This is a genomic window from Paraburkholderia dinghuensis, from assembly GCF_003837865.1.
GTDB classification, from domain to species: Bacteria; Pseudomonadota; Gammaproteobacteria; order Burkholderiales; family Burkholderiaceae; genus Paraburkholderia; species Paraburkholderia dinghuensis.
This window is the reverse complement of record NZ_RQIS01000005.1, coordinates 228,655-251,083: the sequence shown is the minus strand read 5'-3', so window position 1 is coordinate 251,083 and position 22,429 is coordinate 228,655. Positions and strand designations below refer to the sequence as shown.

General features: G+C 63.5%; 19 protein-coding genes. 13 read left to right on the top strand and 6 right to left on the bottom strand.

Annotated elements, in window-relative coordinates; translation table 11 throughout:
* The first annotated feature begins 57 nt into the window (after positions 1–57).
* The 5 genes from D1Y85_RS09100 (at position 58) to D1Y85_RS09080 (ending at position 7,712) form a co-directional block, all read left to right on the top strand.
* Positions 58–2,922: a 2-oxoglutarate dehydrogenase E1 component gene (locus D1Y85_RS09100; RefSeq protein WP_124150716.1), complete on the top strand. Its 2,865-nt coding sequence runs from the start codon at positions 58–60 to the stop codon at positions 2,920–2,922.
* A 149-nt stretch (positions 2,923–3,071) separates the two neighbouring features.
* The gene (odhB, locus tag D1Y85_RS09095) at positions 3,072–4,337 is read left to right on the top strand and encodes a 2-oxoglutarate dehydrogenase complex dihydrolipoyllysine-residue succinyltransferase (protein ID WP_124150715.1); all 1,266 of its coding nucleotides are present in this window, start codon (positions 3,072–3,074) and stop codon (positions 4,335–4,337) included.
* Positions 4,338–4,455: 118 nt separating this feature from the next.
* Positions 4,456–5,886: a dihydrolipoyl dehydrogenase gene (lpdA, locus tag D1Y85_RS09090; RefSeq protein WP_124150714.1), complete on the top strand. Its 1,431-nt coding sequence runs from the start codon at positions 4,456–4,458 to the stop codon at positions 5,884–5,886.
* A 141-nt stretch (positions 5,887–6,027) separates the two neighbouring features.
* Entirely contained in the window at positions 6,028–7,125 is a 1,098-nt protein-coding gene (gene zapE / locus D1Y85_RS09085) for a cell division protein ZapE (RefSeq protein WP_124150713.1), read from the top strand.
* A gap of 134 nt (positions 7,126–7,259) precedes the next feature.
* On the top strand, positions 7,260–7,712 hold the full coding sequence (locus D1Y85_RS09080) for a transposase (RefSeq protein ID WP_124150712.1): 453 nt from the start codon (positions 7,260–7,262) through the stop codon (positions 7,710–7,712).
* A gap of 106 nt (positions 7,713–7,818) precedes the next feature.
* Here the strand turns inward: D1Y85_RS09080 and D1Y85_RS09075 are convergent, their stop codons facing one another.
* Entirely contained in the window at positions 7,819–8,304 is a 486-nt protein-coding gene (locus tag D1Y85_RS09075; protein WP_124150711.1) for a DUF2147 domain-containing protein, read from the bottom strand.
* Positions 8,305–9,448: 1,144 nt separating this feature from the next.
* Between D1Y85_RS09075 and D1Y85_RS09070 the strand changes: the two genes are divergently transcribed.
* The gene (locus D1Y85_RS09070; protein WP_124150710.1) at positions 9,449–10,210 is read left to right on the top strand and encodes a DUF2968 domain-containing protein; all 762 of its coding nucleotides are present in this window, start codon (positions 9,449–9,451) and stop codon (positions 10,208–10,210) included.
* A 443-nt stretch (positions 10,211–10,653) separates the two neighbouring features.
* Here the strand turns inward: D1Y85_RS09070 and D1Y85_RS09065 are convergent, their stop codons facing one another.
* Complete coding sequence (locus tag D1Y85_RS09065; RefSeq protein ID WP_124150709.1) at positions 10,654–10,833, bottom strand: hypothetical protein; 180 nt, start codon at positions 10,831–10,833, stop codon at positions 10,654–10,656.
* A 224-nt stretch (positions 10,834–11,057) separates the two neighbouring features.
* Positions 11,058–11,522 carry an RNA chaperone Hfq gene (gene hfq / locus D1Y85_RS09060; RefSeq protein WP_124150708.1) on the bottom strand — a complete coding sequence of 155 codons (465 nt, stop codon included), beginning with the start codon at positions 11,520–11,522 and terminating at the stop codon, positions 11,058–11,060.
* A gap of 542 nt (positions 11,523–12,064) precedes the next feature.
* On the opposite strand from hfq, the gene D1Y85_RS26980 reads away from it, so the two are divergent.
* From D1Y85_RS26980 to D1Y85_RS09040, 5 genes are read left to right on the top strand one after another with little or no spacing between them, the layout of a single operon-like run.
* Complete coding sequence (locus tag D1Y85_RS26980) at positions 12,065–12,208, top strand: hypothetical protein (RefSeq protein ID WP_185218936.1); 144 nt, start codon at positions 12,065–12,067, stop codon at positions 12,206–12,208.
* Positions 12,209–12,220: 12 nt separating this feature from the next.
* Entirely contained in the window at positions 12,221–12,760 is a 540-nt protein-coding gene (locus tag D1Y85_RS09055; protein ID WP_124150707.1) for a sigma-70 family RNA polymerase sigma factor, read from the top strand.
* The gene (locus D1Y85_RS09050; protein WP_246024829.1) at positions 12,757–13,632 is read left to right on the top strand and encodes an anti-sigma factor family protein; all 876 of its coding nucleotides are present in this window, start codon (positions 12,757–12,759) and stop codon (positions 13,630–13,632) included. The genes D1Y85_RS09055 and D1Y85_RS09050 overlap by 4 nt, the downstream gene beginning before the upstream one ends.
* Positions 13,626–15,269 (top strand): FAD-binding oxidoreductase, encoded by a 1,644-nt coding sequence (locus D1Y85_RS09045; protein WP_246024828.1) that lies wholly within the window; start codon positions 13,626–13,628, stop codon positions 15,267–15,269. Before D1Y85_RS09050 ends, D1Y85_RS09045 begins: the two co-directional genes overlap by 7 nt.
* Before the next feature lie 14 nt (positions 15,270–15,283).
* A complete protein-coding gene (locus D1Y85_RS09040; protein WP_124150706.1) occupies positions 15,284–15,661 on the top strand; it encodes a hypothetical protein in 378 nt (125 codons plus the stop codon).
* On the opposite strand, the gene D1Y85_RS09035 is transcribed toward D1Y85_RS09040, so the two are convergent.
* The 3 genes from D1Y85_RS09035 to D1Y85_RS09025 all read right to left on the bottom strand — a co-directional run bounded on the left by D1Y85_RS09035 (position 15,624) and on the right by D1Y85_RS09025 (position 19,871).
* A complete protein-coding gene (locus D1Y85_RS09035) occupies positions 15,624–16,532 on the bottom strand; it encodes a DUF1571 domain-containing protein (protein ID WP_124150705.1) in 909 nt (302 codons plus the stop codon). The two genes, D1Y85_RS09040 and D1Y85_RS09035, sit on opposite strands and share 38 nt — an antisense overlap.
* A 114-nt stretch (positions 16,533–16,646) precedes the next feature.
* Positions 16,647–18,407: an AMP-binding protein gene (locus tag D1Y85_RS09030; RefSeq protein ID WP_124150704.1), complete on the bottom strand. Its 1,761-nt coding sequence runs from the start codon at positions 18,405–18,407 to the stop codon at positions 16,647–16,649.
* Between the two features lie 243 nt (positions 18,408–18,650).
* Complete coding sequence (locus D1Y85_RS09025; protein WP_124150703.1) at positions 18,651–19,871, bottom strand: MFS transporter; 1,221 nt, start codon at positions 19,869–19,871, stop codon at positions 18,651–18,653.
* A 503-nt stretch (positions 19,872–20,374) separates the two neighbouring features.
* Between D1Y85_RS09025 and D1Y85_RS09020 the strand changes: the two genes are divergently transcribed.
* Together D1Y85_RS09020 and D1Y85_RS09015 are read left to right on the top strand one after the other, a co-directional pair.
* Positions 20,375–20,566: a hypothetical protein gene (locus D1Y85_RS09020; RefSeq protein WP_124150702.1), complete on the top strand. Its 192-nt coding sequence runs from the start codon at positions 20,375–20,377 to the stop codon at positions 20,564–20,566.
* A 141-nt stretch (positions 20,567–20,707) separates the two neighbouring features.
* The gene (locus D1Y85_RS09015; protein WP_124150789.1) at positions 20,708–22,390 is read left to right on the top strand and encodes a long-chain fatty acid--CoA ligase; all 1,683 of its coding nucleotides are present in this window, start codon (positions 20,708–20,710) and stop codon (positions 22,388–22,390) included.
* Positions 22,391–22,429: the final 39 nt, after the last annotated feature.

The window sequence follows — 22,429 nt, the reverse complement described above, 5'->3', positions numbered from 1 at the left end:
CGCGGAAGGTTGAGTAACCCGCTATTTCTCGAGAAACTCGAAGAAAGGTGAGCGTAAATGTCGGAAACGATGAAGCAGTTCCAGCTGAACTCCTACCTGTTCGGCGGTAATGCTCCGTATGTCGAAGAGCTATACGAAGCATATCTTGATAACCCCGCGTCCGTTCCGGACACCTGGCGTGAATACTTCGACGCACTGCAAAACGTGCCGTCGTCGAGTGGCACGGCCGACAGCGACGTCGCCCACGGGCCGATCGTCGAGTCGTTTGCCCAGCGTGCCAAGGCCAACGCATTCCTCCCGCGCGGCGGCGGCGAAGATCTCGCCACGGCGCGCAAGCAAGTCTACGTTCAGTCGCTGATCGGCGCGTATCGTTTCCTTGGCTCGCAATGGGCCAACCTCGATCCGCTCAAGCGCCGCGAACGTCCGAATATCCCCGAGCTCGAGCCTGCGTTCTACGACTTCACCGAAGCCGACATGGACCAGACGTTCAGCGCGACGAACCTGTACTTCGGTTTCGAGCGTGCGACGCTGCGCGAGATCGTCAAGGGTCTGCGCGATACGTACTGCGGCACGATCGGTGCCGAATACATGTACATCAGCGATCCGGAACAGAAGCGCTGGTGGAAAGAGCGTCTGGAGTCGATCCGCTCGACCCCGAACTTCTCCAGCGACAAGAAGAAGCACATCCTGCGGCGCCTGACGGCTGGCGAAGGCCTCGAGCGCTTCCTGCATACCAAGTACGTCGGCCAGAAGCGCTTCTCGCTCGAAGGCGGAGAGAGCTTCATCGCCTCGATGGATGAAGTCGTACGCCACGCAGGCGCCAAGGGCGTGCAGGAAATCGTCATCGGCATGGCCCACCGCGGCCGCCTGAACGTGCTGGTCAATACGCTCGGCAAGATGCCGGCTGACCTCTTCGCCGAATTCGAAGGCAAACACGTCGACGACCTGCCGGCAGGCGACGTGAAGTACCACAAGGGTTTCTCGTCCGATATGGCGACCGAAGGCGGCCCGGTCCACCTGTCGCTCGCGTTCAACCCGTCGCACCTCGAAATCGTCAACCCGGTTGTCGAAGGCTCGGCCAAGGCCCGTATGGACCGCCGTGGCGACGACAACGGCCTGCAAGTGCTGCCGGTCCAGATCCACGGCGACGCGGCCTTCGCGGGCCAGGGCGTCGTGATGGAAACGCTGAACCTCGCACAGACGCGCGGTTACGGCACGCACGGCACGCTGCACATCGTCATCAACAACCAGATCGGTTTCACGACGTCGGACCCGCGTGACGCGCGCTCGACGCTCTACTGTACCGACGTGGTCAAGATGATCGAAGCGCCGGTGCTGCACGTGAACGGCGACGATCCCGAAGCCGTCGTGCTCGCCACGCAGATCGCCATCGACTTCCGGATGCAGTTCCATAAGGACGTCGTCGTCGATATCGTCTGCTTCCGCAAGCTGGGTCACAACGAGCAGGACACGCCGGCGGTCACGCAGCCGCTCATGTACAAGAAGATCGCGCAGCACCCGGGCACCCGTGCGCTGTATGCCGAGAAGCTCGTGCAGCAGGGCGTGATCACGGCAGCCGACGCGGACAACTACGTCAAGGAATACCGCGCGGCGATGGACGAAGGCCATCACACGGTCGACCCGGTGCTCTCGAACTACAAGAGCAAGTACGCGGTGGACTGGATGCCGTTCCTGAACCGCAAGTGGACCGATGCTGCCGACACGGCTGTGCCGCTCGCCGAACTCAAGCGCCTCGCAGAACGCATCACGACGATTCCGGAGAACTTCAAGGTTCACCCGCTCGTCGAGCGCGTCATCAAGGACCGTCGTGTGATGGGCCAGGGCGAAGCGAAGCTCGACTGGGGCATGGGCGAGCACCTCGCGTTCGCGTCGCTGGTTTCTTCGGGCTACGCCGTGCGTCTCACGGGCCAGGACTCGGGCCGCGGCACGTTCACGCACCGTCACGCGGTGCTGCACGACCAGAACCGCGAGCGCTGGAACGACGGCACGTACGTTCCGCTGCAGAACGTCAGCGAGAACCAGGCGAACTTCACGGTGATCGACTCGGTGCTGTCGGAAGAGGCAGTGCTGGGCTTCGAATACGGTTACTCGACCGCTGAGCCGAACACGTTCGTCGCGTGGGAAGGTCAGTTCGGCGACTTCGTCAACGGCGCGCAGGTCGTGATCGACCAGTTCATCTCGTCGGGCGAAGTGAAGTGGGGCCGCGTATCGGGTCTCACGATGCTGCTGCCGCACGGCTATGAAGGTCAGGGTCCGGAGCACTCGTCGGCACGTATCGAACGTTTCCTGCAGCTGTGCGCCGATCACAACATGCAGGTCGTCCAGCCGACCACGCCGGCGCAGATTTTCCACCTGCTGCGTCGCCAGATGATCCGCCTCTTCCGCAAGCCGCTCATCGTCTTCACGCCGAAGTCGTTGCTGCGTCACAAGGAAGCCGTGTCGGATCTGTCGGAACTGGCGAAGGGCTCGTTCCAGCCGGTCCTCAGCGAAACGGACGAGTCGATCGATCCGAAGAAGGTCAAGCGCGTCGTGGCCTGCTCGGGCCGCGTGTATTACGACCTGGTCGCTCATCGCCGCGAAGCGAATGCGAACGACGTCGCGATCCTTCGTATCGAGCAGCTCTATCCGTTCGCGCACAAGCAGTTCGAAGCGGAAATGAAGAAGTTCGACAACGCGACCGAAGTGGTCTGGGTGCAGGACGAGCCGCAGAATCAGGGCCCGTGGTTCTACATCGAGCACCACCTGAAGGAAGGCATGAAGGAAGGACAGAAGCTCGCGTACAGCGGCCGTCCTGCATCTGCCTCGCCGGCCGTCGGCTACTACGCGAAGCACTACGAGCAGCAGAAGGCGCTGATCGAAGGTGCGTTCGGCCGCCTGAAGGGCGCGCAGGTCGCGAAGTAAGCCAACGTATTAAGCCGCAGTTGCCACGCTAGATAGAGCAAATCGAACCGGGAAAGTGTGTACCAGGCGTGTACCAACTGACACGCGCTTTCCCGCACTCATCACGTGCGCGAACCGGTTCGTCCTAGACACGTATTCAGGAAATTCAAATGGCTATTGTTGAAGTCAAGGTCCCCCAGCTTTCGGAATCGGTTTCGGAAGCCACCATGCTGCAGTGGAAGAAGAAGCCGGGCGAAGCTGTTGCCCAGGACGAAATCCTCATCGAACTCGAGACCGACAAGGTCGTGCTCGAAGTGCCCGCACCGGCCGCCGGCGTGCTGGCCGAGATCGTCGCCAATGACGGTGACACCGTCGTCGCCGATCAGGTGATCGCGAAGATCGACACGGAAGCCAAGGCTGGCGCCGTTGCCGCTCCGGCTGCTGCTGCCGCTCCGGCCGCTGCACCCGCTGCTGCTCCGGCAGCCGCCGCTGCGGCGTCGAGCGCGAGCAGCACCGTTGCCTCGCCCGCCGCTTCGAAGCTGATGGCCGAGAAGGGCCTGTCGGGTTCGGACGTTGGCGGCACGGGCCGCGATGGCCGCATCACGAAGCAGGACGTGCTCGGCGCCGGCGCGCCGAAGGCCGCTCCCGCTGCCGCACCGGCTGCGAAGCCTGCTGCCGCGAAGCCGTCGCTGCCGCAAGTCGGCGCACCGGCATCGGCTGCCACGTTCCTCAACGACCGTCCGGAACAGCGCGTGCCGATGTCGCGTCTGCGTGCGCGTATCGCTGAGCGTCTGCTCGAGTCGCAGCAAACCAACGCCATCCTCACGACGTTCAACGAAGTGAACATGGCGCCGGTCATGGACCTGCGCAACAAGTACAAGGACAAGTTCGAGAAGGAACACGGCGTGAAGCTCGGCTTCATGTCGTTCTTCGTCAAGGCGGCTGTCCACGCGCTGAAGAAGTTCCCGCTCGTGAACGCGTCGATCGACGGCAACGACATCGTCTATCACGGCTACTTCGACATCGGTATCGCTGTCGGCTCGCCGCGCGGTCTCGTTGTGCCGATCCTGCGCAACGCGGATCAAATGAGCCTCGCGGACATCGAGAAGAAGATTGCTGAATTCGGCCAGAAGGCGAAGGACGGCAAGCTTTCGATCGAGGAAATGACGGGCGGTACGTTCTCGATCTCGAACGGCGGTGTGTTCGGCTCGATGCTCTCGACCCCGATCATCAACCCGCCGCAGTCGGCAATTCTCGGCGTGCACGCCACGAAGGAGCGCGCGGTTGTCGAGAACGGCCAGATCGTGATCCGTCCGATGAACTACCTCGCGATGTCGTACGACCACCGCATCATCGACGGCCGCGAAGCTGTCCTGTCGCTGGTCGCGATGAAGGACGCGCTGGAAGATCCGGCTCGCCTGCTGCTCGACCTGTAATCGGGTCGCTTATCGGGCTATTCAGTCCCGAAGCATCAAGTCTCACTCTGGGCGCTCTCGCGCGCGGGCGGTGGAAGCCGCCGCCCGCGCGCCGCGCCCAAGTCACGAAAGGATAACCATGTCCAAAGAATTTGACGTCGTCGTGATCGGTGCCGGCCCCGGCGGCTACATCGCAGCGATTCGCGCCGCGCAGCTCGGCAAGTCCGTTGCGTGCATCGAAAAGTGGAAAAACCCGGCCGGCACGCTGAAGCTCGGCGGTACCTGCCTGAACGTCGGCTGCATTCCGTCGAAGGCGCTGCTCGCTTCGTCGGAGCAGTTTGAGAACGCCCAGCATCACCTGGAAGACCACGGCATCAGCGTGTCGGACGTCAAGATCGACGTCACGAAGATGATGGGCCGCAAGGACGCCATCGTCGAAAAGATGACGAAGGGTATCGAGTTCCTGTTCCGCAAGAACAAGATCACGTGGCTCAAGGGCCACGGCAAGTTCGTCGGCAAGAACGACGCCGGCGTGCAGATCGAAGTGAGCGGTGAAGGCGAGACCGAAGTCGTCTCGGCGAAGAACGTCATCATCGCGACGGGTTCGAAGGCGCGTCATCTGCCGGGCATTCCGGTCGACAACAAGATCGTCGCCGACAACGAAGGCGCGCTCGCGTTCGACGCCGTGCCGAAGAAGCTCGCCGTCATTGGCGCGGGCGTCATCGGCCTGGAGCTCGGCTCGGTGTGGCGCCGTCTTGGCGCAGACGTCACGGTCCTCGAAGCGCTGCCGGAATTCCTCGGCGCCGCTGACCAGGCACTCGCGAAGGAAGCCGCCAAGCTGTTCAAGAAGCAAGGTCTCGACATTCACGTTGGCGTGAAGGTCGGTGAAGTCACGACGACCGACAAGAACGTCACGATCAACTACACCGACAAGGACGGCAACGCGCAGAAGCTCGAAGCCGACCGCCTGATCGTGTCGGTCGGTCGCGTGCCGAATACCGATAACCTCGGCCTCGAAGCGATCGGCCTGAAGGCGAACGAGCGTGGTTTCATCGACATCGACGACCACTGCCGTACGGCGCTGCCGAACGTGTATGCGATCGGCGACGTGGTGCGTGGCCCGATGCTCGCGCACAAAGCTGAAGACGAAGGCGTGCTGGTCGCCGAAATCATCGACGGCCAGAAGCCGCACATCGACTACAACTGCATTCCGTGGGTGATCTACACCGAGCCGGAAATCGCATGGGTCGGCAAGACGGAGCAGCAACTGAAGGCCGAAGGCCGCGAGATCAAGACGGGCCAGTTCCCGTTCATGGCGAACGGCCGCGCGCTTGGCATCAACAAGGCCGACGGCTTTGTGAAGATGATCGCCGACGCGAAGACCGACGAGCTGCTCGGCGTGCACATCATCTCGGCGAACGCATCGGACCTGATTGCGGAAGCCGTGGTGGCGATGGAATTCAAGGCTGCCGCTGAAGACATCGGCCGCATCTGCCATCCGCACCCGTCGCTCTCCGAAGTCATGCGCGAGGCAGCGCTCGCCACCGACAAGCGCGCCCTCAACATGTAACGCGCGCGGGCAGAGCGGCCGGTTTTAGCCGACCGGTTTTAGCCGATTCCGGCCGGCGTCCTGCCGCGTGGTAGTTTGCATCACAACAAAGAGGCGGGTGGGGTCGATCCCTCCCGCCTTTACTCATTTGTGGTTCATGTAATGAACGTCGCCGAATACTACGAGAAAGAACTGCAGAACCGGGGATACAAGCCCGATGCGGCTCAGCGCGCCGCAATCGACCGGCTGCAGCGGTGTTTTGACGAGTGGGTCGCGTACAAGGCGCGCCGCTCGAACGCGTTCAAGAAGCTCATCATTCACCCCGATCTGCCGCGCGGCGTGTACATGTGGGGTGGGGTGGGCCGCGGCAAGAGCTTCCTGATGGACAGCTTCTACGCGGTGGTGCCCGTGCAGCGCAAGACGCGCCTGCACTTTCACGAGTTCATGCGCGAGGTGCATCGCGAACTGGAAGAACTGAAAGGCCAGGCCGATCCGCTCGACGAACTCGCGCGCCGCATTGCGAAGCGCTATCGCCTGATCTGCTTCGACGAATTCCACGTCTCGGACATCGCCGACGCAATGATCCTGTATCGACTGCTCGACCGTCTCTTCACGAACGGTGTGCAGTTCGTGATGACGTCCAACTACGATCCCGACACGCTCTACCCGGACGGCCTGCACCGCGACCGCATGCTGCCCGCGATCGCGCTGCTAAAGGACAAGCTCGACGTGCTAAACGTCGATGCGGGCATCGACTACCGCCAACGTACGCTCGCGCAGGTCGAGATCTATCACACACCGCTCGGGGCCGAGGCCGATCGAGCGCTGCGTCACTCGTTCTCACAACTTGCGGCCGTGCCCGACGAGAGTCCGCTTCTCCACATCGAGAAGCGCGAGCTGAAGGCATTGCGTCGCGCCGACGGCGTCGTCTGGTTCGATTTCGCGACCCTGTGTGGCGGACCGCGCTCGCAGAACGACTATCTGGAACTGGCAAGCCGCTTCCACGCCGTGATTCTGTCAGAAGTGCCGCAGATGACCCCGCGCATGCAGTCCGAAGCGCGCCGCTTCACGTGGCTCATCGACGTGTTCTACGACCACAAGGTGAAGCTGCTGATGTCGGCGGCAGTGAGACCGGAGGAACTGTACGTCGAAGGCCCGATGGCGAATGAATTCACGCGCACGGTTTCGCGGATCGTCGAAATGCAGTCGAAGGAATATCTTGAGGCGCCGCGCCGTATCGTCGATACATCGCTCACCTGAGAATGAATCCGTCCCCAGGATGACATCTCAAAAAGGATTTTTCGTCACTATTTCAGGATTCAGACACATCTGATATTCGCCGCGTGGTCAAGTCGCTATCGTTTGTCGGGTACGTTTCGACATTGGAGAAGACCATGACCCCGCATCGCGATATTACTGAGGACGAGTGGCAACGCGTCCTGCCACTGCTCCCCGAATTGCGTCCCCGTGCCGAATTGCGTGGCCGTCCGCTCGCCAACACCAGGTCGGTGCTCAACGGTGTCTTGTGGGTGATGTATAGCGGCGCCACCTGGTCAGCCATGCCGCGCCGCTACCCCTCGTACCAAACCTGCCATCGCCGGTTCAAGGCATGGTATGACGACGGCGTGCTCAAGCGCGTCATGATCGAACTGTTCGGCGAAGAAGGCGTTGCGCTTTGCGATTCAATCGAAACGCGCATGCGCAAGCATCTGAGCGGCGAGGAAAAGGAAGCGCGCAACGAGCAGCAGTCTGTGTCGCAGCCAACGAGTCCGCTGTATGGCAGCGTTCCGCCTGCCGTGCCGCAGCCGTTCGCGTACCCGCGCACGCTGTTCCGTCACACTGCCTGAGTGCGCGCCTGAGTCCGGATTTTTGTCAGCGTGCCGGCGCGGGTGTCGGCGGGTTGCTGAAGATGTGCTGCGTACCCGCTTCGCCCCATTCGCGCCGGCAGTCCTTTTATTGCTCGCGCGTCCAAGTCTGTGATCGGCCGAGCAGTGAAATGCCCAGATAGCCGCGCACGACGAGCTTTTTGCCACTGTCCTCAAGGTGCATCTTGCAGCGATACACCTTGCCGTTTTCCGGGTCCAGGATGTGTCCGTCGTCCCAGCCGTCGCCGGTCTTCTTCATCCCGTCGATGATCGTCATGCCGATAATCGGCTGATCCTTGCGCTCATCCGTGCATGCCGTGCACTTGCGGTCCGGCTTTGAGGTGGGGTCGAGTCCATTGATGACCTTGCCGTTGAGCTGGCCGTTGCCGTCATCGCTGATCTGGACGACTGCCTTCGGCTTGCCCGTTTGATCGTCGATGGTGTGCCACACGCCGACAGGCGTAGTGCTTTGTGCTTGCGCGGCGATCGCGCCGCCGAGCAGGGCGCCCGCGAGCGCCAGCCGGGTTGCCGCGCGCGCGGCGAATGCAGCGGTGCGTCCGTTGCTCCGGTTCATGTGTCGTCCTCCACTGTTTGTGTTGTCGTTCGTGATTGTGTGCAGACCGCGCGTGTTGAGCCACATGCGCACGCCGGTTTAGGGAGCATACGCGAAAGCATTCCGGTCGTTGGAGAGGGGGGACTCTAGTTGCGCTGTGCGCGTCGGGTTCGGGGTGTCCGGTATGAGAGGGCCGCGGTCGCGTGTGGGCTCGACCAGTGCATCCTGGCGCGCTTTTGTCCCGCTAATGCTTGCCGTGTGAATCTGGCCCCACTGTACGTTCGCGTATCGCTGAAAGCCGTTGGGCGCGTACAGTCGATGCCAGGGCGTCGAACGCGACTGCGTGATGTACGTAGGCATCCTGATTATTAACGGAGTCAAGATCCTCAGGTTGGTTAGTAGCACCGTCTGCCAGTGCTTGCCGCGTTCTCCTGCGGACTTTCCGCTTGGGACACGGTCTTTCCACACATGATGTGAACCGCGCCTTGTGGGAAGTCCCTCCGGGCATCCGCACGTCCTGCCGCCGGCCTTTACATGCGCAGAACTGCGCAAAATCGTTTCGATTTTCGTCCTTCAGTTATTCGCGCATCAGGTGCAGACCGTGATCGAGTCGTGCTTGTCACGCAAGCCCGGTCCACGTACGCACCAGCCGACGCGATCAACGCCGTCGCCAATGGGGAGGCAAATGTGCCGCGCACGGAGAACGCGGACCGACACGGAGAGCCTGACCGGGGCGTTTACACGGTTTACGGTCGCCACGTTGCTGTGGCCGTTCGTCGCAATCGCGGGGCGGGTGTCGCCGCGTTCCCGCTCCCCATTCGGTAAGTCGTCATTCGGTATCTGCCATGGATTTCCCCAGGCAATTTTCGCGAGTTGCACAATCTCGCGGTGCGTATCGGCGAGGGCGCGCCGCGATGGGCGTCGGGGACGTGGCAAACTCGCTGCTGCCTACCCGAACCTGCCCTGGCGCAGCCGCCTGCTCGCCGCACCGGATCAGTGCAGCCGTCTGAGGGAAAACGCGGCTCGGTTTCCTGGTATTGGCTGCGAAGTGTTGTGAGAAACGATACACAAGCATCAAATTTGCAATGGAGATCCCGAAACCTAGGAAAGTGAGTAATAATTAGATGGTTTTGCCAAAACTAGAACTGTTCAAAGCAGGAACTAAATGGACTACAACCGGAGAGTTCGACAGGCAGCACTGGCGGTAATGGTGCTGTTCGGGGGTACTCAGGCGGGCTGTGCGCAGCCGATACCGCAATCCGCTGGACCGACCACCCAGCAAGAAACCCAAGGTGCCGACGCGACGAACGCGGCTTCGGTGACCGTGGCGGCTCAGCCGGCCGACGCGGCATCGGCGGCTGCACAAACGGCAGCGCCGAGCCAGGCGACCGTGCTCACGCCGGACGAAGCGCAGCAAAACGCGGCGGGGAATGTGGCCGAGCTTCAGCAGATGCTCCGCGGGTCGGAACTCAATGAGCTACGCACGACCTACAACGGCTCGTACGGTGCAAGCCTGCTGTTTTATGGCAAGGAAATGACGTACTACGTCACGCTCTTCCAGAACAAGATGTTCTGGCGCGTCATCAAGACGAGCGACGAAACACGCGCCGAAGCCATCTACCGCGATTTCGCGGCGAAAAGCCAACAGCTTGCTGACGTGGAGATCCGCCGGATCCGCCTGGAAGCGCAGAAGGCGTTCACGCAGCGCATGATTGCTCTGACTCAGGACCACGCTAACCGGCTCCAGGCCGACCTCACGATTGCGCGTCAGCAGCAGGCGCTCGTGATGGACCAGCAGAAGCAGACGCGCGACCAGGCGAATGCACTGCAGGCCCAGAAGACGGCGGCGCAGGGTCAGTTGCGCGACGTGCAGCGTCAGGTGCGGGAACTGCAACGTCAGGTCGAAGGCGGCTTGCCGACGCAGTAAGCATCGTGCTGCCGCAGCAGCGCGCAGCGGCGTGAAACTGTCGAAGTGACAAGGCTGGCGGGCGTCGCCGATGCGCCGCCGGTCTGACTTCGCCACACGCGGGCGCTCTGCTGCGACGCCGTTGTGTTGTTTTTTTGCGGTTGCGTCAAATAATCGCAGCCCTTGGCGGTCCTGTCCCTTTTCCTCTGCTTCAGGGGCTCGTGCCGCCACGTCCCGGCGCTTTCCATCATTCGCTGCCGGTATCGTTTATCGTCCGCTGCGCACTCAGCGGCACGCGTGAACCGCGCGTTGGCCTGGCAGACCTTCCCAAGTCACCATCGCGATCAGCAAAGTAGTCGTGAGCGCACCTGTCGCAAGCAGGTCGTCAGGCTATGCCACTGGTCGGAAAATGAACGCAGGCGAACCCGCCCCCACCTCGAAGGCGGCGGTGAATCTCGTGTGGATCAATGCTTGCCGCCGTGGTGGCCGGCTTCCCGTCCTTTTTTCTTTGCGTCGGCGGCTTGCGCTCGCTTTTGAGGCGGGGGATCGACCGCGATTGGATCGCTGGCAGGGAAGGTTTCCTCGAGCGCCTCGTCGAGCGGGTCAACGGGTGGCTGCCTGGGGGGAGTTTTCGACGCGCTCATGATGTTCTCCGTTGCGGGGATCACGCGTCCCAGCATATCGCAACGGGCGAACGTGAGCACTGGCTGCTGCGGACTGCAGCGACACCAAGGCCCGATGTGGAAAGAGGAACCGTGCGCGGCAACCATGCCCCCTCGGGCAAGCGCGGCGTGCATGACGCCGCCGCGCCCTGGCCGCGAGCGCGTTACCGGGCGCAGCACAAGCGCGCGGGTACTGCGTGCGTAGCTCAGGTGTTGCCGGAACCGTCGCCGCCGTTATTGCCACCGTTATTGACGGAGCCGTAGAGCCGGCGGCGGCGCGTGACGACCACCGGGCCATCCTGCGAAGGGCGATCGCCCGACTGCGCGGGCGCGGGCCACGATTCACGCGGTTCTCTCGGCTCGCGGGACTCGCGCGGTCCGTGGCCGCCGTGGATCCCGTGGGCCCCGCGGGTTGTGTGCTCGCCAGCGTGCGCCGGGCGCGCTGGACGCGGACCCGGCCGCGTGCCGGTGTCGAGCTGGATCGTGGAGATGGCACGCTTGTAGATGCCTTGCAGGCCGACAGGCGTGCGCAGCATCACGAGGTACTGATCGAACGACTCAATGCATCCGGTCAGGCGGATACCGTTGACCAGATAGATTTCGACGCGCTTGCGTTCCTTGCGCGCGGCATTCATGAAGTCGTTTTGAGGATGTGATTCTGCGGAAGGCATGGACGAAATTAGACCTGGCGGCTCGATGCCGCATTCAGTTGGAAACGTTTGCTCGCGAGGGATTCTACCCTGTGTCGGCGAGACGCGCGTGCGTGAATATTGGCCATTGCTGGACTATACCGACTCGACCTGCCTCGGGCGCCTCAGGTGTCCGGTAGTACCGGACACCGCACCCACTCTGTGTCAGTACGCCGCATTCGCGGCACATGCCCTAACAGCGTAGTGCAAAGCGGCGGCCTGTGCTCGACCGATTCGGGTGCGTTTCCGACGCACAGCCTTCATTTTGGGGTACACGCGATTCTCGTCGGTCGTACCCCATTGTTTCCGTGCGCCGCCGCACACGAACGATGGACCCGATCGCACCGTTAATACGCAGAACCGCATGATGTGCAAGAGGGCAAGTGCGCAGCACACGCCGGGAATAACCAACCCCATCGACACGTTTATATCGGTGTCGGCGCCTGGAACGCCTGGGCGCGCGCTTTGCAAGATTTTCGGGACGACTCGGCGGGGCGCATCCTCATCCTGCACAGGAGGTGACGATGAAGTGGTTTCGCAAATTTCTGGTGTTGGTGGCTCTGGCTGCTGTCTCCTCGACAGGAATGACCGCGTGCAGCGACATGAATTCGGGCGGCAGTTCGTCCGCCGGCAGTTCGGGCGGCAGCTCGGGTAGCGGCGGCTACTGACGGGCGGATGGCGTGCCCCGCCCCCCGACGCGGGAGTTCGAGGCGCAAGTCGTGGCGCAGCTCGCGCCACTGCGGCGCTATGCGCGCTCGCTGACTGGCGACGTCGCGTGGGCCGACGACCTCGTACAGGACGCGGCGGAACGCGCGCTGTCGCGCTGGAATTCGTTTCGGCCCGACAGCAATCTGCGCGCGTGGTTGTTGACGATCCTGCGTCACCTTTACATCGACCAGTTGCGCGGGCGTCGTGAGATCACGGTCGATGACGAAAGCGCGCCATGGCGCACGCTCGAGGCGCCGCGCGGCGAGGTCGACGGACTGGAATTGCGCGATCTCCAGCGCGCGCTTTATCTGCTTCCCGTCGCACAGCGTGAGGTGTTGCTGCTCGTGTGCGTCGAGGAATTGAGTTATCAAGAAGCGTCGGCGGTGCTGGGCGTGCCGTCCGGCACCGTGATGTCGCGCCTTTCTCGCGCGCGCGAACATCTGCGGGTGCTGCTCGGCCAGGATCCTGGACGGCGTACCGCATCGCTCAGGGTGGTGGGGACAACGCGATGAATCACGACGATAGCCAAAAGAATCGCGATCGTGCCGGGCACACGGCGGCCGATGGTGCAGGCGGCGTGCTGCCTGAAGACAGGACTGACGCCGATCTCGTCACGCTTTCGGCGTTCGTGGACGGCGAGCTGCCGCCGGTTGACGAAACGGTGTTGCACGCAAGGCTCGCGAGCGATCCTCTCGCCGCAAGCCGTGTTTTCGCGTATTGCGCGCAGAAGTCGGCGTTGCAGGCGCTTTGCCGTACGAGCGGCGAGGACCCGGCGCCGTCGCCGTATCTCGTGCTCCGGCATCGCGACCCGTGGTGGTGGCGCTTTGGCATGGCGGCCGCGTGGTGTCTGGCGGGCGCCGGCGTCGCACTCGCGGCGACCGTGTTTGTGCCGCGCGGCGGTTCGGGTGACTCGGGCGTGGGCAGCGTCTTTGCGACTGGCGAGCCTGACACCTTCGCACGCCGCGCGGACGTCGCCTACGCGGTCTACACGCCGGAGCAGCGCCATCCGGTCGAAGTGGGTGCGGCCGATGAGGCGCATCTCGTCGCGTGGCTGTCGAAGCGGCTTGGCAAGCCACTTTCGGTTCCGTCGCTGCAGGAGTACGGGTACGCGCTCGTCGGTGGACGGCTGCTGCCCGGCGCCTCAGGGCCGGCGGCGCAGTTCATGTACGAGAACGATGCGGGCGAGCGTCTTACGCTGTACGTCGGCTCGTCGGGTAAGGACACCAGTAAGGTGCGCCTCCTGAGCGACGGCAATCGGCGCACGTTCTACTGGACCACCGACCGCATGGGCTATGCGCTGTCCGGCCCGCCCACAGAGGGCCACTTGCGCACCATCGCATACGAAGTCTGCGGCGCGCTGGGCGGCGATCGGTCGCAATGGTGACGGGCGGCACGATGGGCGATGCCGCGCGCGTTTTGCCGCCAGGCATGAGCGAGTCGCACTTCGAGCGCGCACTGGCGGCATTCGAAGCGATCGTCAGCGCGCCCAATGTGTGTCGCGGTGGCGCGGCGCTAGAACTGTATCTCGATCCGTTCATGCCGGCGGCCAATCCGCGCGCGTTCGCGCCGTCTGCTGCGCTGTTGCCAGCGAACGTCGACGAAATCCGCGCGATCCTGCGAGTCGCGAACGAAATGCGCGTGCCGCTCTGGACGGTCTCGACGGGGCGCAACTTTGCCTACGGCGGCGCGGCGCCGCGTTTATCAGGTTCGGTCGTGCTGGACCTGCAGCGAATGAACCGGATTCTCCATGTCGACGAACGGCTCGCTTATGCGCTCGTCGAACCGGGCGTCAGCTACTTCGATCTGTATGCGCATCTGCGCGATGGCGGCTACCGGCTGTGGGTCGATCCGCCCGCGGCCGGGTGGGGCAGTGTGATCGGCAATTCGCTCGAACGCGGTTTCGGCACCACACCTTACGGCGATCACGCTTCGACGCAGTGCGGCATGGAGATCGTGCTCGCGAACGGTGATCTCGTGCGCACCGGCATGGGCGCGATCGATACCGGCACAGCATGGCAGCTCTACCGACCTGGCTACGGCCCCGCTTTTGACGCGCTCTTCACCCAGTCGAACTACGGCGTCGTCACGAAGATGGGCGTCTGGCTGATGCCCGCGCCGCAGGCGTATCTGCTCGGCGAGGTGCAGGTGCCGAACGAAGCGGATCTGGCCGCGCTCGTCGATACGCTGCGCGTGCTGCAGCTCGACGGCACGATCCGCAATCATGCGGCGATCGAAGGCGCGATCCGGCGCGCGGCCGGCATCGCGCTGCGTACGCGCTGGTTCGACGGCGCAGGGCCGATGCCCGAGCCTGTCGTGTCGGCGATGCAGCGCGATCTGGGGATCGGACGCTGGAATCTGCACTTCGGCCTTTACGGCGCGCCGGAAGTGATCGACGCCGAGCGGCGCGTGGTCGAGCGCGCGTTCGCGGCGGTGCCGGGTGCGCGCGTCACTGCCACGCGCTATGTAACGGGCGACAAGCGGAGCGACGAGCACAACGACAAGCCCTATGACGAACCCCAAGGCGGTGCCGACCGCAATCTGGCGGGCATCCCCACGATGAGCGCTTTTCGCATGCTCGACTGGCTGGGTGGCCAGGGCGCACATGTCGACTTTTCGCCGCTGTGTCCAGCCGACGGCCGCGACGCCATGCGTCAGTACATGCTCGTAAAGACGCGCGCGGCCGAATACGGCTTCGACTATTACGGCGGTTTCACAGCAGCGGGCCGGCATCTGCATCATGTTTTCGCGGTGATCTTTGCACGCGAAAGACGCGCGGATGCCGAGCGCGCGGGCGACTTGCTGCGCGCACTGATGAGCGACGCGCGTGCGGCCGGTTATGGCGTGTACCGGTCGCATCTGCTGTACATGGACTTCGCGGCAGCACAATACAGCTTCAACGATGGCGCATTGCTGCGTCTTGCAGAGACGCTCAAGGACGCACTCGATCCCCAGGGCGTGCTGTCGCCGGGCAAGCAGGGCGTGTGGCCGGCGGTGTGGCGGCACGAGCGCGGCTACACCTGAGCGGGGAGGGCGCGATGGATCGGCGGACATTCCTGTGCGAGACCGGGGGCACGCTGCTCGGCGCCGCGTGCAACGTTCCGTTTGCGCGAACGGTTGCGGTGCGCGCGAGCGCGCGCGTCGCGGTTTTCGATCCGGCGCTGGCATCCGGTCGGGTGCTCGCTGGCTACGCGGCACGCGCAGGCATCGCAGCGTGGCCAGCCACCGACGACATCGGCACGCTCTGGCACGCAAAGCTCGCGCGCCGCGCCGGGCCGCTCACGCCGATGATCACCGCGCTGCGGCCCTCCGATCAATTCGTGCTGACGCGGTTCGCGGCATCACGCGGTGCCGTCGTGCTGGCGCTCGATGCCCAGGCTAGAAGCGGTAGTCCGGGTTCTTCGAGTCGAACGTGAGGGCGTCGAAGGACTTCGGCTCCATCTGCTCGAACACGACTTCTTCGAAGAGCCGGCCTTCGCTGTCGTATGACTGCGCAGTGCGGAACCACGGATGGCGCAGGTCGAGCCCGAGCGTCTCCTTGCTCGCGTAGAACCCGTTCACGCCGCGCGGCGCCTCCCAGGTGAACGCGACGACGCGCACGCCATCCACCGTTTTCACGTCGATCTGCGCCGGCCGCACGAGGCCGGCCTGTTCGAGGCGCGTGTTTTCATCGACAAAGCGGTGCGCGATGAATTCGGTGCCGAGATCGGTCAACCGATGGCGCGACTGCGCATGCGCGAACGAGCCGTCGAGTCGCGCCCACATCGACACCATGCCGAAAAACCCACCGGGGTGGCCGTACATCTCGTCACCGCGACGCGTGGCGTCGTAGAGCACCTCCTGGCCCGCGTGGGCGCCGTCGGGCAGCCATTTTGCGTAGATGCGCAGCGGATCGTGCGCGATCCGCACGAGCATGTGATCGGGCGCGGCCGGCCAGCGACCGTGGATACGTTCCCTGCGCAGCATCACGAACTCGCACGACGCGTAGCCGTGCGGGCCCGCCGCGATGTAGCGCGGCAGCGCACGCGGATCGAGGGAAGAGAAGAGAGTGACGAGCTGTGCGTCGTCGAGCTTCGCGAGCGCACCGTTCTGCGCGGTGTGCTGCAGCCAGCGAACCTGCTCGTCGAGCGGCAGGTGCGCGACGTCGGCAGTGGATTGGTCGGCTTGCGCTGTGGCGGGCGCGTCGTCGGCGTCCGCCGCAGGAAGTGACTGCGCGCTTGCGCAAACCAGGGCGAGCGCGGCGCAGAGGGTCAGGAGACAGGCTGGCGGCGTTGTGCGGAACCTCATCGGCGCACGCTCCACGAATTCGTCAGACCTTGCCGGCAGGTGCCGCAAAGCGGCGCCTGCGCTACGTCAACGCGCGCGTCGGCGTAAGCGCGGCAGCAACACGGTATGAACGTATCAGGCCGGCGCTTTCTTCCCGATTTCTTCGTTGCGCAACTCGCGGCGCAGGATCTTGCCGATGTTCGATTGCGGCAGCGCATCGCGGAACTCGACGAGACGCGGGACCTTGTAACCCGTGAGCTGCTCGCGGCAGTAGTGGATGAGCGCGTCCTCGGTGAGCGTCGGGTCGCGGCGCACGACGAACACTTTGATGCGCTCGCCCTGCACCGGATCGGGCACGCCGATTGCCGCCACTTCGCTCACGCCCGGATGCGCGGCGATGACGTCCTCGATCTCGTTCGGATACACGTTGAAGCCCGATACGAGGATCATGTCCTTCTTGCGGTCGATGAGCCGCACATAGCCTTGCGCATCCATCACGCCGATGTCGCCGGTCGCGAGCCAGCCGTCGGCGTCGAGGACCTTGGCGGTTTCGTCGGGGCGGTTCCAGTAGCCCTGCATGACCTGCGGACCCTTAACGCAGAGTTCACCGGCCTCGCCGATGTTCGCCCACGTGCCGTCGTCCTTGCGAAAGCGCACTTGTGTCGAGGGCGCGGGCAGGCCGATCGTCCCGTCGAAATCGTGCACCTGATTGACGTCGACAGGATTCATCGTCACGATCGGCGAGCATTCGGTCAGGCCGTAGCCCTCGGAGATCGGTGTGCCGGTCACGGCCTTGAATCGCTCCGCAATGGCGCGCTGCGTGGCCATGCCGCCCGCCATCGCCAGCTTGAGGCCGGAGAAGTCGCGCTGGCGGAACTCTTCGTTATCGAGCAGCGCGTTGTAGAGCGTGTTCACAGCCGAGATGCAGCTGAACTTCTCGTGGCGGATCGTCTTCATCACGCGTTTGATGTCGCGCGGATTCGCGATCAGGATGTTGCGGCCGCCGAGCGCCATGAAGATCATCGCGTTCACGGTCAGCGAATAGATGTGATAGAGCGGCAGCGGCGTGAGGACGGTTTCCTGGTCGGCGCCGAGCTGGCCCGCGGTCCATGCCTTCGCCTGCAGCAGGTTCGCAACGATATTGCCGTGCGTGAGCATCGCACCCTTCGCGACGCCCGTCGTGCCACCCGTGTACTGCAGGAACGCGAGATCGCCGGATTTGACGTTGACGGGCGCGACGGGGCGCCGCGCGCCTTGTGCGAGCACGTCGACGAGCTTCAATGCGTGCGGCAGGCTATACGCAGGCACGAGCTTCGCAACGTGCCGTAGCATGAAATTGATGAAGTGGCCCTTGAGATTCAGGCCCTCGCCGAGCAGATCGCCGAGCGCCGTCACGACTATGTTCTTCACTTGCGTACCGGGCAGTGCGGTTTGCAGCGTCTTCGCAAAGTTCTCGAACACGACGATCGTTTGCGCGCCGCTGTCCTTCAGCTGATGGGTGAGTTCGCGCGCGGTGTAGAGCGGATTCACGTTCACCACGACGGCGCCCGCCTTGAGGGCCCCGAAGAGCGCGACGGGATACTGGAGCGTATTGGGTAGCATGATCGCGACGCGATCGCCCGGCTTCACGCCCGCACCCTGCAGCCACGATGCGAACGCGGTCGCCTTGCGCGCGAGCGCGGCGTAGGTCATCGGCGAGCCGGCGCTCACGTAGGCGACGCGCTCGCGAAAGCGTGCCGTGCAGTCGTCGAAAAACTGGGCGAGCGAGGCGTATTGATGCACGTCGACTTCGCGGGGAACATGCGCGGGATACGACGCGTACCAGGTGCCGTCGGTGTCGGGCGCTGCGGTCGCGGTCGCGCAGACTGTCGAGAGGGGGCGGGGCGTGTCGGTCATGAGGTCTCTCCCTGGCGGATTATTTTGAGTATGTGGCGCGCTCATCATGCACGGAGTGTCGCGTGAAGGGCAGCGGGTTTTCCCCCGACGAATTGCCATTCGTCAGTCCGGATCGTGCCATGCAGCGGCCAGGCGGGTAAGCGTGCCGCATGTCGCGTCCAAAAGCAAAGGCCGCGCGGACCCAGGTCCGGCGCGGCCTCATGTCGCCGTAGAGCAGCGCGGCGCCGCTCTATGCAGGGGCGATCAGGCGACGCTCGACACTTCCTTGGCCGACTGCGTCATGTCGACGCCGCGGCGCTCGCGGCTGAACTGGATCATCACCGCGATGATGACCGCCACGGTACCGGCCACGGCGGCCATCGCGAGGCCGTAGTTGTCGTCATGCGAAGCGGCGAATGATGCCTGCATCGTCGCGTTGACCGCCGCGAACAGGTTGCCGAGCTGGTAGACGAGGCCTGGGAACGTTGCGCGAACTTCATCGGGCGAAATTTCATTCAGGTGCACCGGGATCACGCCCCAGGCGCCTTGCACGGAAATCTGCATGAGGAACGCGCCGGCCGCGAGCAGGACCGGGCCAGTCGAGAACGCCCACAGCGGCAGCACCGGCAGCGCGATGAGGGCGGCGATCGTGATCGCCTTGCGGCGGCCGATCCTCTCCGACAACGACCCGAAGAAGAGACCACCCACGATCGCGCCGAGATTCAGCACGATGGTGATGATCGAGACCGTATGCGGATCGAAGTGGTGCTGCTCGCGCAGGAACGTCGGATACAGATCCTGCGTGCCGTGCGAGAAGAAGTTGAAGCAGGTCATCAGCACGATCGCGTAGATCGAAAGCCCGAGATTGTGCTTGAGCGTCGTGATCAGGCTCGGACGCGCGCGCTTTGCCATCTCCTTGAATGCGGGCGATTCCGGCACACTGGAGCGGATATAGAGCACGAGCAGCGCAGGCGCCACGCCGATGAAGAACATGCCGCGCCAGCCTACGTACTGGAACAGCAGGCCGAACACGATCGAGGCGAGCAGAAAGCCGCTCGGATAGCCGGCCTGCAGGAGGCCCGACACCACGCCGCGCGATTTCGGCGGGATGGTTTCCATCGTGAGCGCGGAGCCTACGCCCCATTCGCCGCCCATCGCGATGCCGAAGAGCGCGCGCAGGACGAGGAAAGTCATGAGGTTCGGCGAGAAGCCAGTCAGCGCTTCGAGCACCGAGTAACACGCGATGTTCACCATCAGCGTGGGGCGGCGGCCGTACTTGTCGGCGAGGCGGCCGAAGATCAGCGCGCCAATCGGGCGCATGGCCAGCGTGAGCGTGATCGCGAATGCAACTTGCGGAATTTTCGTGCCGAATTCGGCGGCAATATCTTTTAGAACGAAAACCGTTAGAAAGAAATCGAATGCATCAAGCGTCCAGCCGAGATAGGCGGCGATCGTGACGTTTTTCTGTTCCCGCGTCCAGCTCATATGTTGTTCTCCTGATATTCGAATGCAACGCCGTCTTTTGCGGCCTTATCGCGTACAACCCGTATGTCCCGCGCTACGAGGTTGCGCCGAGTGTACGCCCGGGATTAAACATTTGCATGGTTGTCGGGGGTAACTTCGGGCTAATCCCTGGGCGATTTCTTTCATCGTGAAAGTAATCAGGCTTTTATAGTAATTAATATGTAATTAAAAAGAAGGCATAAATTAACGCGTTCAGCATCAGCATGTTCGCAAACTGCACCTCGTCGCTTCATGCTACTGGATCGTGTTTTTGAAGGCATTCGGGCCGCGATCGCAACCGTGCGAGGACTGGCAAACCATTGCCGCCAGTGGTCGGCAGTACCGGCCGTGGTGGGCGAACGATCGTGCTTCTCCTTGTTTACGTCATGGAAGGGCGTCGCTAGAATCGGTCGCCATCGCGAGAAATCTGTGGAACCACATCCGCGCGTTCCGCGCGCGGCAGAGAAGTTCAGGGGGAACGAAGCATGCACATCAGGGACATGTTCGAATTGGGCGATCAGGTGCCGCTCGTCACAGGCGGCTCGCGCGGCCGTGCGCTGAAGCTGGCTGAGGTGCTGGGCGAGATGGGTTCCCGCGTCGCGTTCCTCGCAAGCGCCGCTTCGCGCGATGTCACCGGCCAGTACCTGGCTGTCGATGGCGGCGCGTGCATCGTTTGACGTAACATCGCGGCCGGGGTGCGTTGCGCCGAACATGGCGCATGCACCGATTGCACCACTGGCGCGCCGTGACTGTGGCGCGCGTTCACCGGGACGGAGTCCGTCATGTCCACGTCAGCACAATCCGCTTCGCAAGCTGGGATGCACGCCCGGGCGCGGTTGCCGTCGCCACACTGGCCGCGACATCTCTCGCCGCACCTCACGATTCCGGCCACGAATCTGTTCCATAACGCCGAAGTTTCTGCGGCCCGCTTTCCGGACAAACCCTTTATCTATTTCTACGACACGCCCGTCACGTTCGCGCAATTCAAGGACGAGGCCGAACGCGTCGCGGGGTATCTGCAACAGCACTGCGGGGTGAAGGCAGGCGATCGTGTGCTGCTCTACATGCAGAACAGTCCGCAATGGGTGATCGCGTATTACGGCATCCTGCGCGCCAATGCCGTGGTCGTGCCCGTGAATCCGATGAACCTGTCCGACGAACTGTCGCATTACGTCGAAGACAGCGGCGCAACGACTGCGTTTGTGGCTCAGGATCTGTATTCGCGCATTGCGCCGCTAGTTAGTGAGGGTGGTGGGGCGGGGCTGCATCATCTGCTGGTCGCCACTTACGGCGATTACCTCAAGTGCGAGCCGTCGTCGTCGCCGCCTCAGTTCGTGACGGCGCCGCGCCAGGTCGCCGGTCCGGGCGTCATTCACTGGGCCGACGTGCTGGACGCCCGTTGCGCGCCTGGTCCGCTGACCGCTTGCGCGGACGACCTGTGCGTGATGCCCTATACGTCGGGCACGACGGGCAAGCCCAAAGGCTGCATGCATACGCACCGCAGCGTAATGAGCACGGCGGTGGGCGGTTGCAACTGGTTTGGTACTAATCAGGACGCCGTACTGCTTTCCGCGTTGCCGTTTTTTCACGTCACCGGCATGCAGGGCGGCATGAACAGTCCGCTCTACGCAGGCGCGAGCATCGTCATCCTGCCGCGCTGGGACCGTGACGCCGCGGCACGCGCAATCGGACACCACCGCATCACCGGCTGGCAGGCGATCGCGACGATGGTGGTCGATTTCATTTCGAATCCGCGCATCGGCGAATACGATCTGTCGAGTCTCGCGTGGATGCGCGGCGGCGGTGCGATGATGCCCGACGCGGTCGTGAAGAAACTGCGCGATCTCACGGGACTCGAGTACGTCGAGGGATACGGCATGTCCGAAACGATGGCGGCTACACACATCAACCCGGCGCAGCGTGCGAAGCCGCAGTGCCTCGGCATTCCGGTGTTCGATGTGGACGCGCGCGTGATCGACCCCGATACGCTCGAAGAAGTGCCGGACGGGGAGTCGGGCGAACTGATCATGCACGCGCCGCAGGTGATGCAGGGCTACTGGCGCAATCCGGAGGCGACGCGCGAGGCGTTCATCGAACGCGACGGAAAGCGCTTCCTGCGCACGGGCGACCTTGTTCGACGCGACGAGGAAGGCTACTACTTCATGACCGACCGTCTCAAGCGCATGATCAACGCATCGGGTTACAAGGTGTGGCCGGCGGAAGTCGAAGCGCTGATGTATCGCCATCCGGCGATCAAGGAGGTGTGCGTCATCGGCGCGAAGGATGAACGGCGCGGCGAGACCGTGAAGGCTTATGTCGTGATCGATCCAATGCAGCTTGGTAGCGTGAACGAGGACGACATCATCGTATGGGCGCACGACAACATGGCGGCCTATAAGGTGCCGCGCATCGTGCAGTTTGTCGATGCGCTTCCAAAGGCGGGCAGCGGCAAGATCCTGTGGCGCAAGCTGCAGGAAGACGAGGCGCTCGCACGCGCCTGATTCGCGGCGAGCGCGCACGACTGGATCGTTCGCCGTGGC

Bases quoted from the DNA above. Each gene is read 5' to 3' on its own strand.
- D1Y85_RS09080 (WP_124150712.1), top strand. From the start codon at position 7,260: ATGACCCCGCATCGCGATATTACTGAGGACGAGTGGCAACGCGTCCTG.
- lpdA (WP_124150714.1), top strand. From the start codon at position 4,456: ATGTCCAAAGAATTTGACGTCGTCGTGATCGGTGCCGGCCCCGGCGGC.
- D1Y85_RS09015 (WP_124150789.1), top strand. From the start codon at position 20,708: ATGCACGCCCGGGCGCGGTTGCCGTCGCCACACTGGCCGCGACATCTC.
- D1Y85_RS09070 (WP_124150710.1), top strand. From the start codon at position 9,449: ATGGACTACAACCGGAGAGTTCGACAGGCAGCACTGGCGGTAATGGTG.
- D1Y85_RS09065 (WP_124150709.1), bottom strand. From the start codon at position 10,833: ATGAGCGCGTCGAAAACTCCCCCCAGGCAGCCACCCGTTGACCCGCTC.
- D1Y85_RS09020 (WP_124150702.1), top strand. From the start codon at position 20,375: ATGCACATCAGGGACATGTTCGAATTGGGCGATCAGGTGCCGCTCGTC.
- D1Y85_RS09050 (WP_246024829.1), top strand. From the start codon at position 12,757: ATGAATCACGACGATAGCCAAAAGAATCGCGATCGTGCCGGGCACACG.
- D1Y85_RS09045 (WP_246024828.1), top strand. From the start codon at position 13,626: ATGGTGACGGGCGGCACGATGGGCGATGCCGCGCGCGTTTTGCCGCCA.
- zapE (WP_124150713.1), top strand. From the start codon at position 6,028: ATGAACGTCGCCGAATACTACGAGAAAGAACTGCAGAACCGGGGATAC.
- D1Y85_RS09075 (WP_124150711.1), bottom strand. From the start codon at position 8,304: ATGAACCGGAGCAACGGACGCACCGCTGCATTCGCCGCGCGCGCGGCA.
- D1Y85_RS09100 (WP_124150716.1), top strand. From the start codon at position 58: ATGTCGGAAACGATGAAGCAGTTCCAGCTGAACTCCTACCTGTTCGGC.
- D1Y85_RS09035 (WP_124150705.1), bottom strand. From the start codon at position 16,532: ATGAGGTTCCGCACAACGCCGCCAGCCTGTCTCCTGACCCTCTGCGCC.
- D1Y85_RS09030 (WP_124150704.1), bottom strand. From the start codon at position 18,407: ATGACCGACACGCCCCGCCCCCTCTCGACAGTCTGCGCGACCGCGACC.
- D1Y85_RS09025 (WP_124150703.1), bottom strand. From the start codon at position 19,871: ATGAGCTGGACGCGGGAACAGAAAAACGTCACGATCGCCGCCTATCTC.
- hfq (WP_124150708.1), bottom strand. From the start codon at position 11,522: ATGCCTTCCGCAGAATCACATCCTCAAAACGACTTCATGAATGCCGCG.
- odhB (WP_124150715.1), top strand. From the start codon at position 3,072: ATGGCTATTGTTGAAGTCAAGGTCCCCCAGCTTTCGGAATCGGTTTCG.
- D1Y85_RS09040 (WP_124150706.1), top strand. From the start codon at position 15,284: ATGGATCGGCGGACATTCCTGTGCGAGACCGGGGGCACGCTGCTCGGC.
- D1Y85_RS26980 (WP_185218936.1), top strand. From the start codon at position 12,065: ATGAAGTGGTTTCGCAAATTTCTGGTGTTGGTGGCTCTGGCTGCTGTC.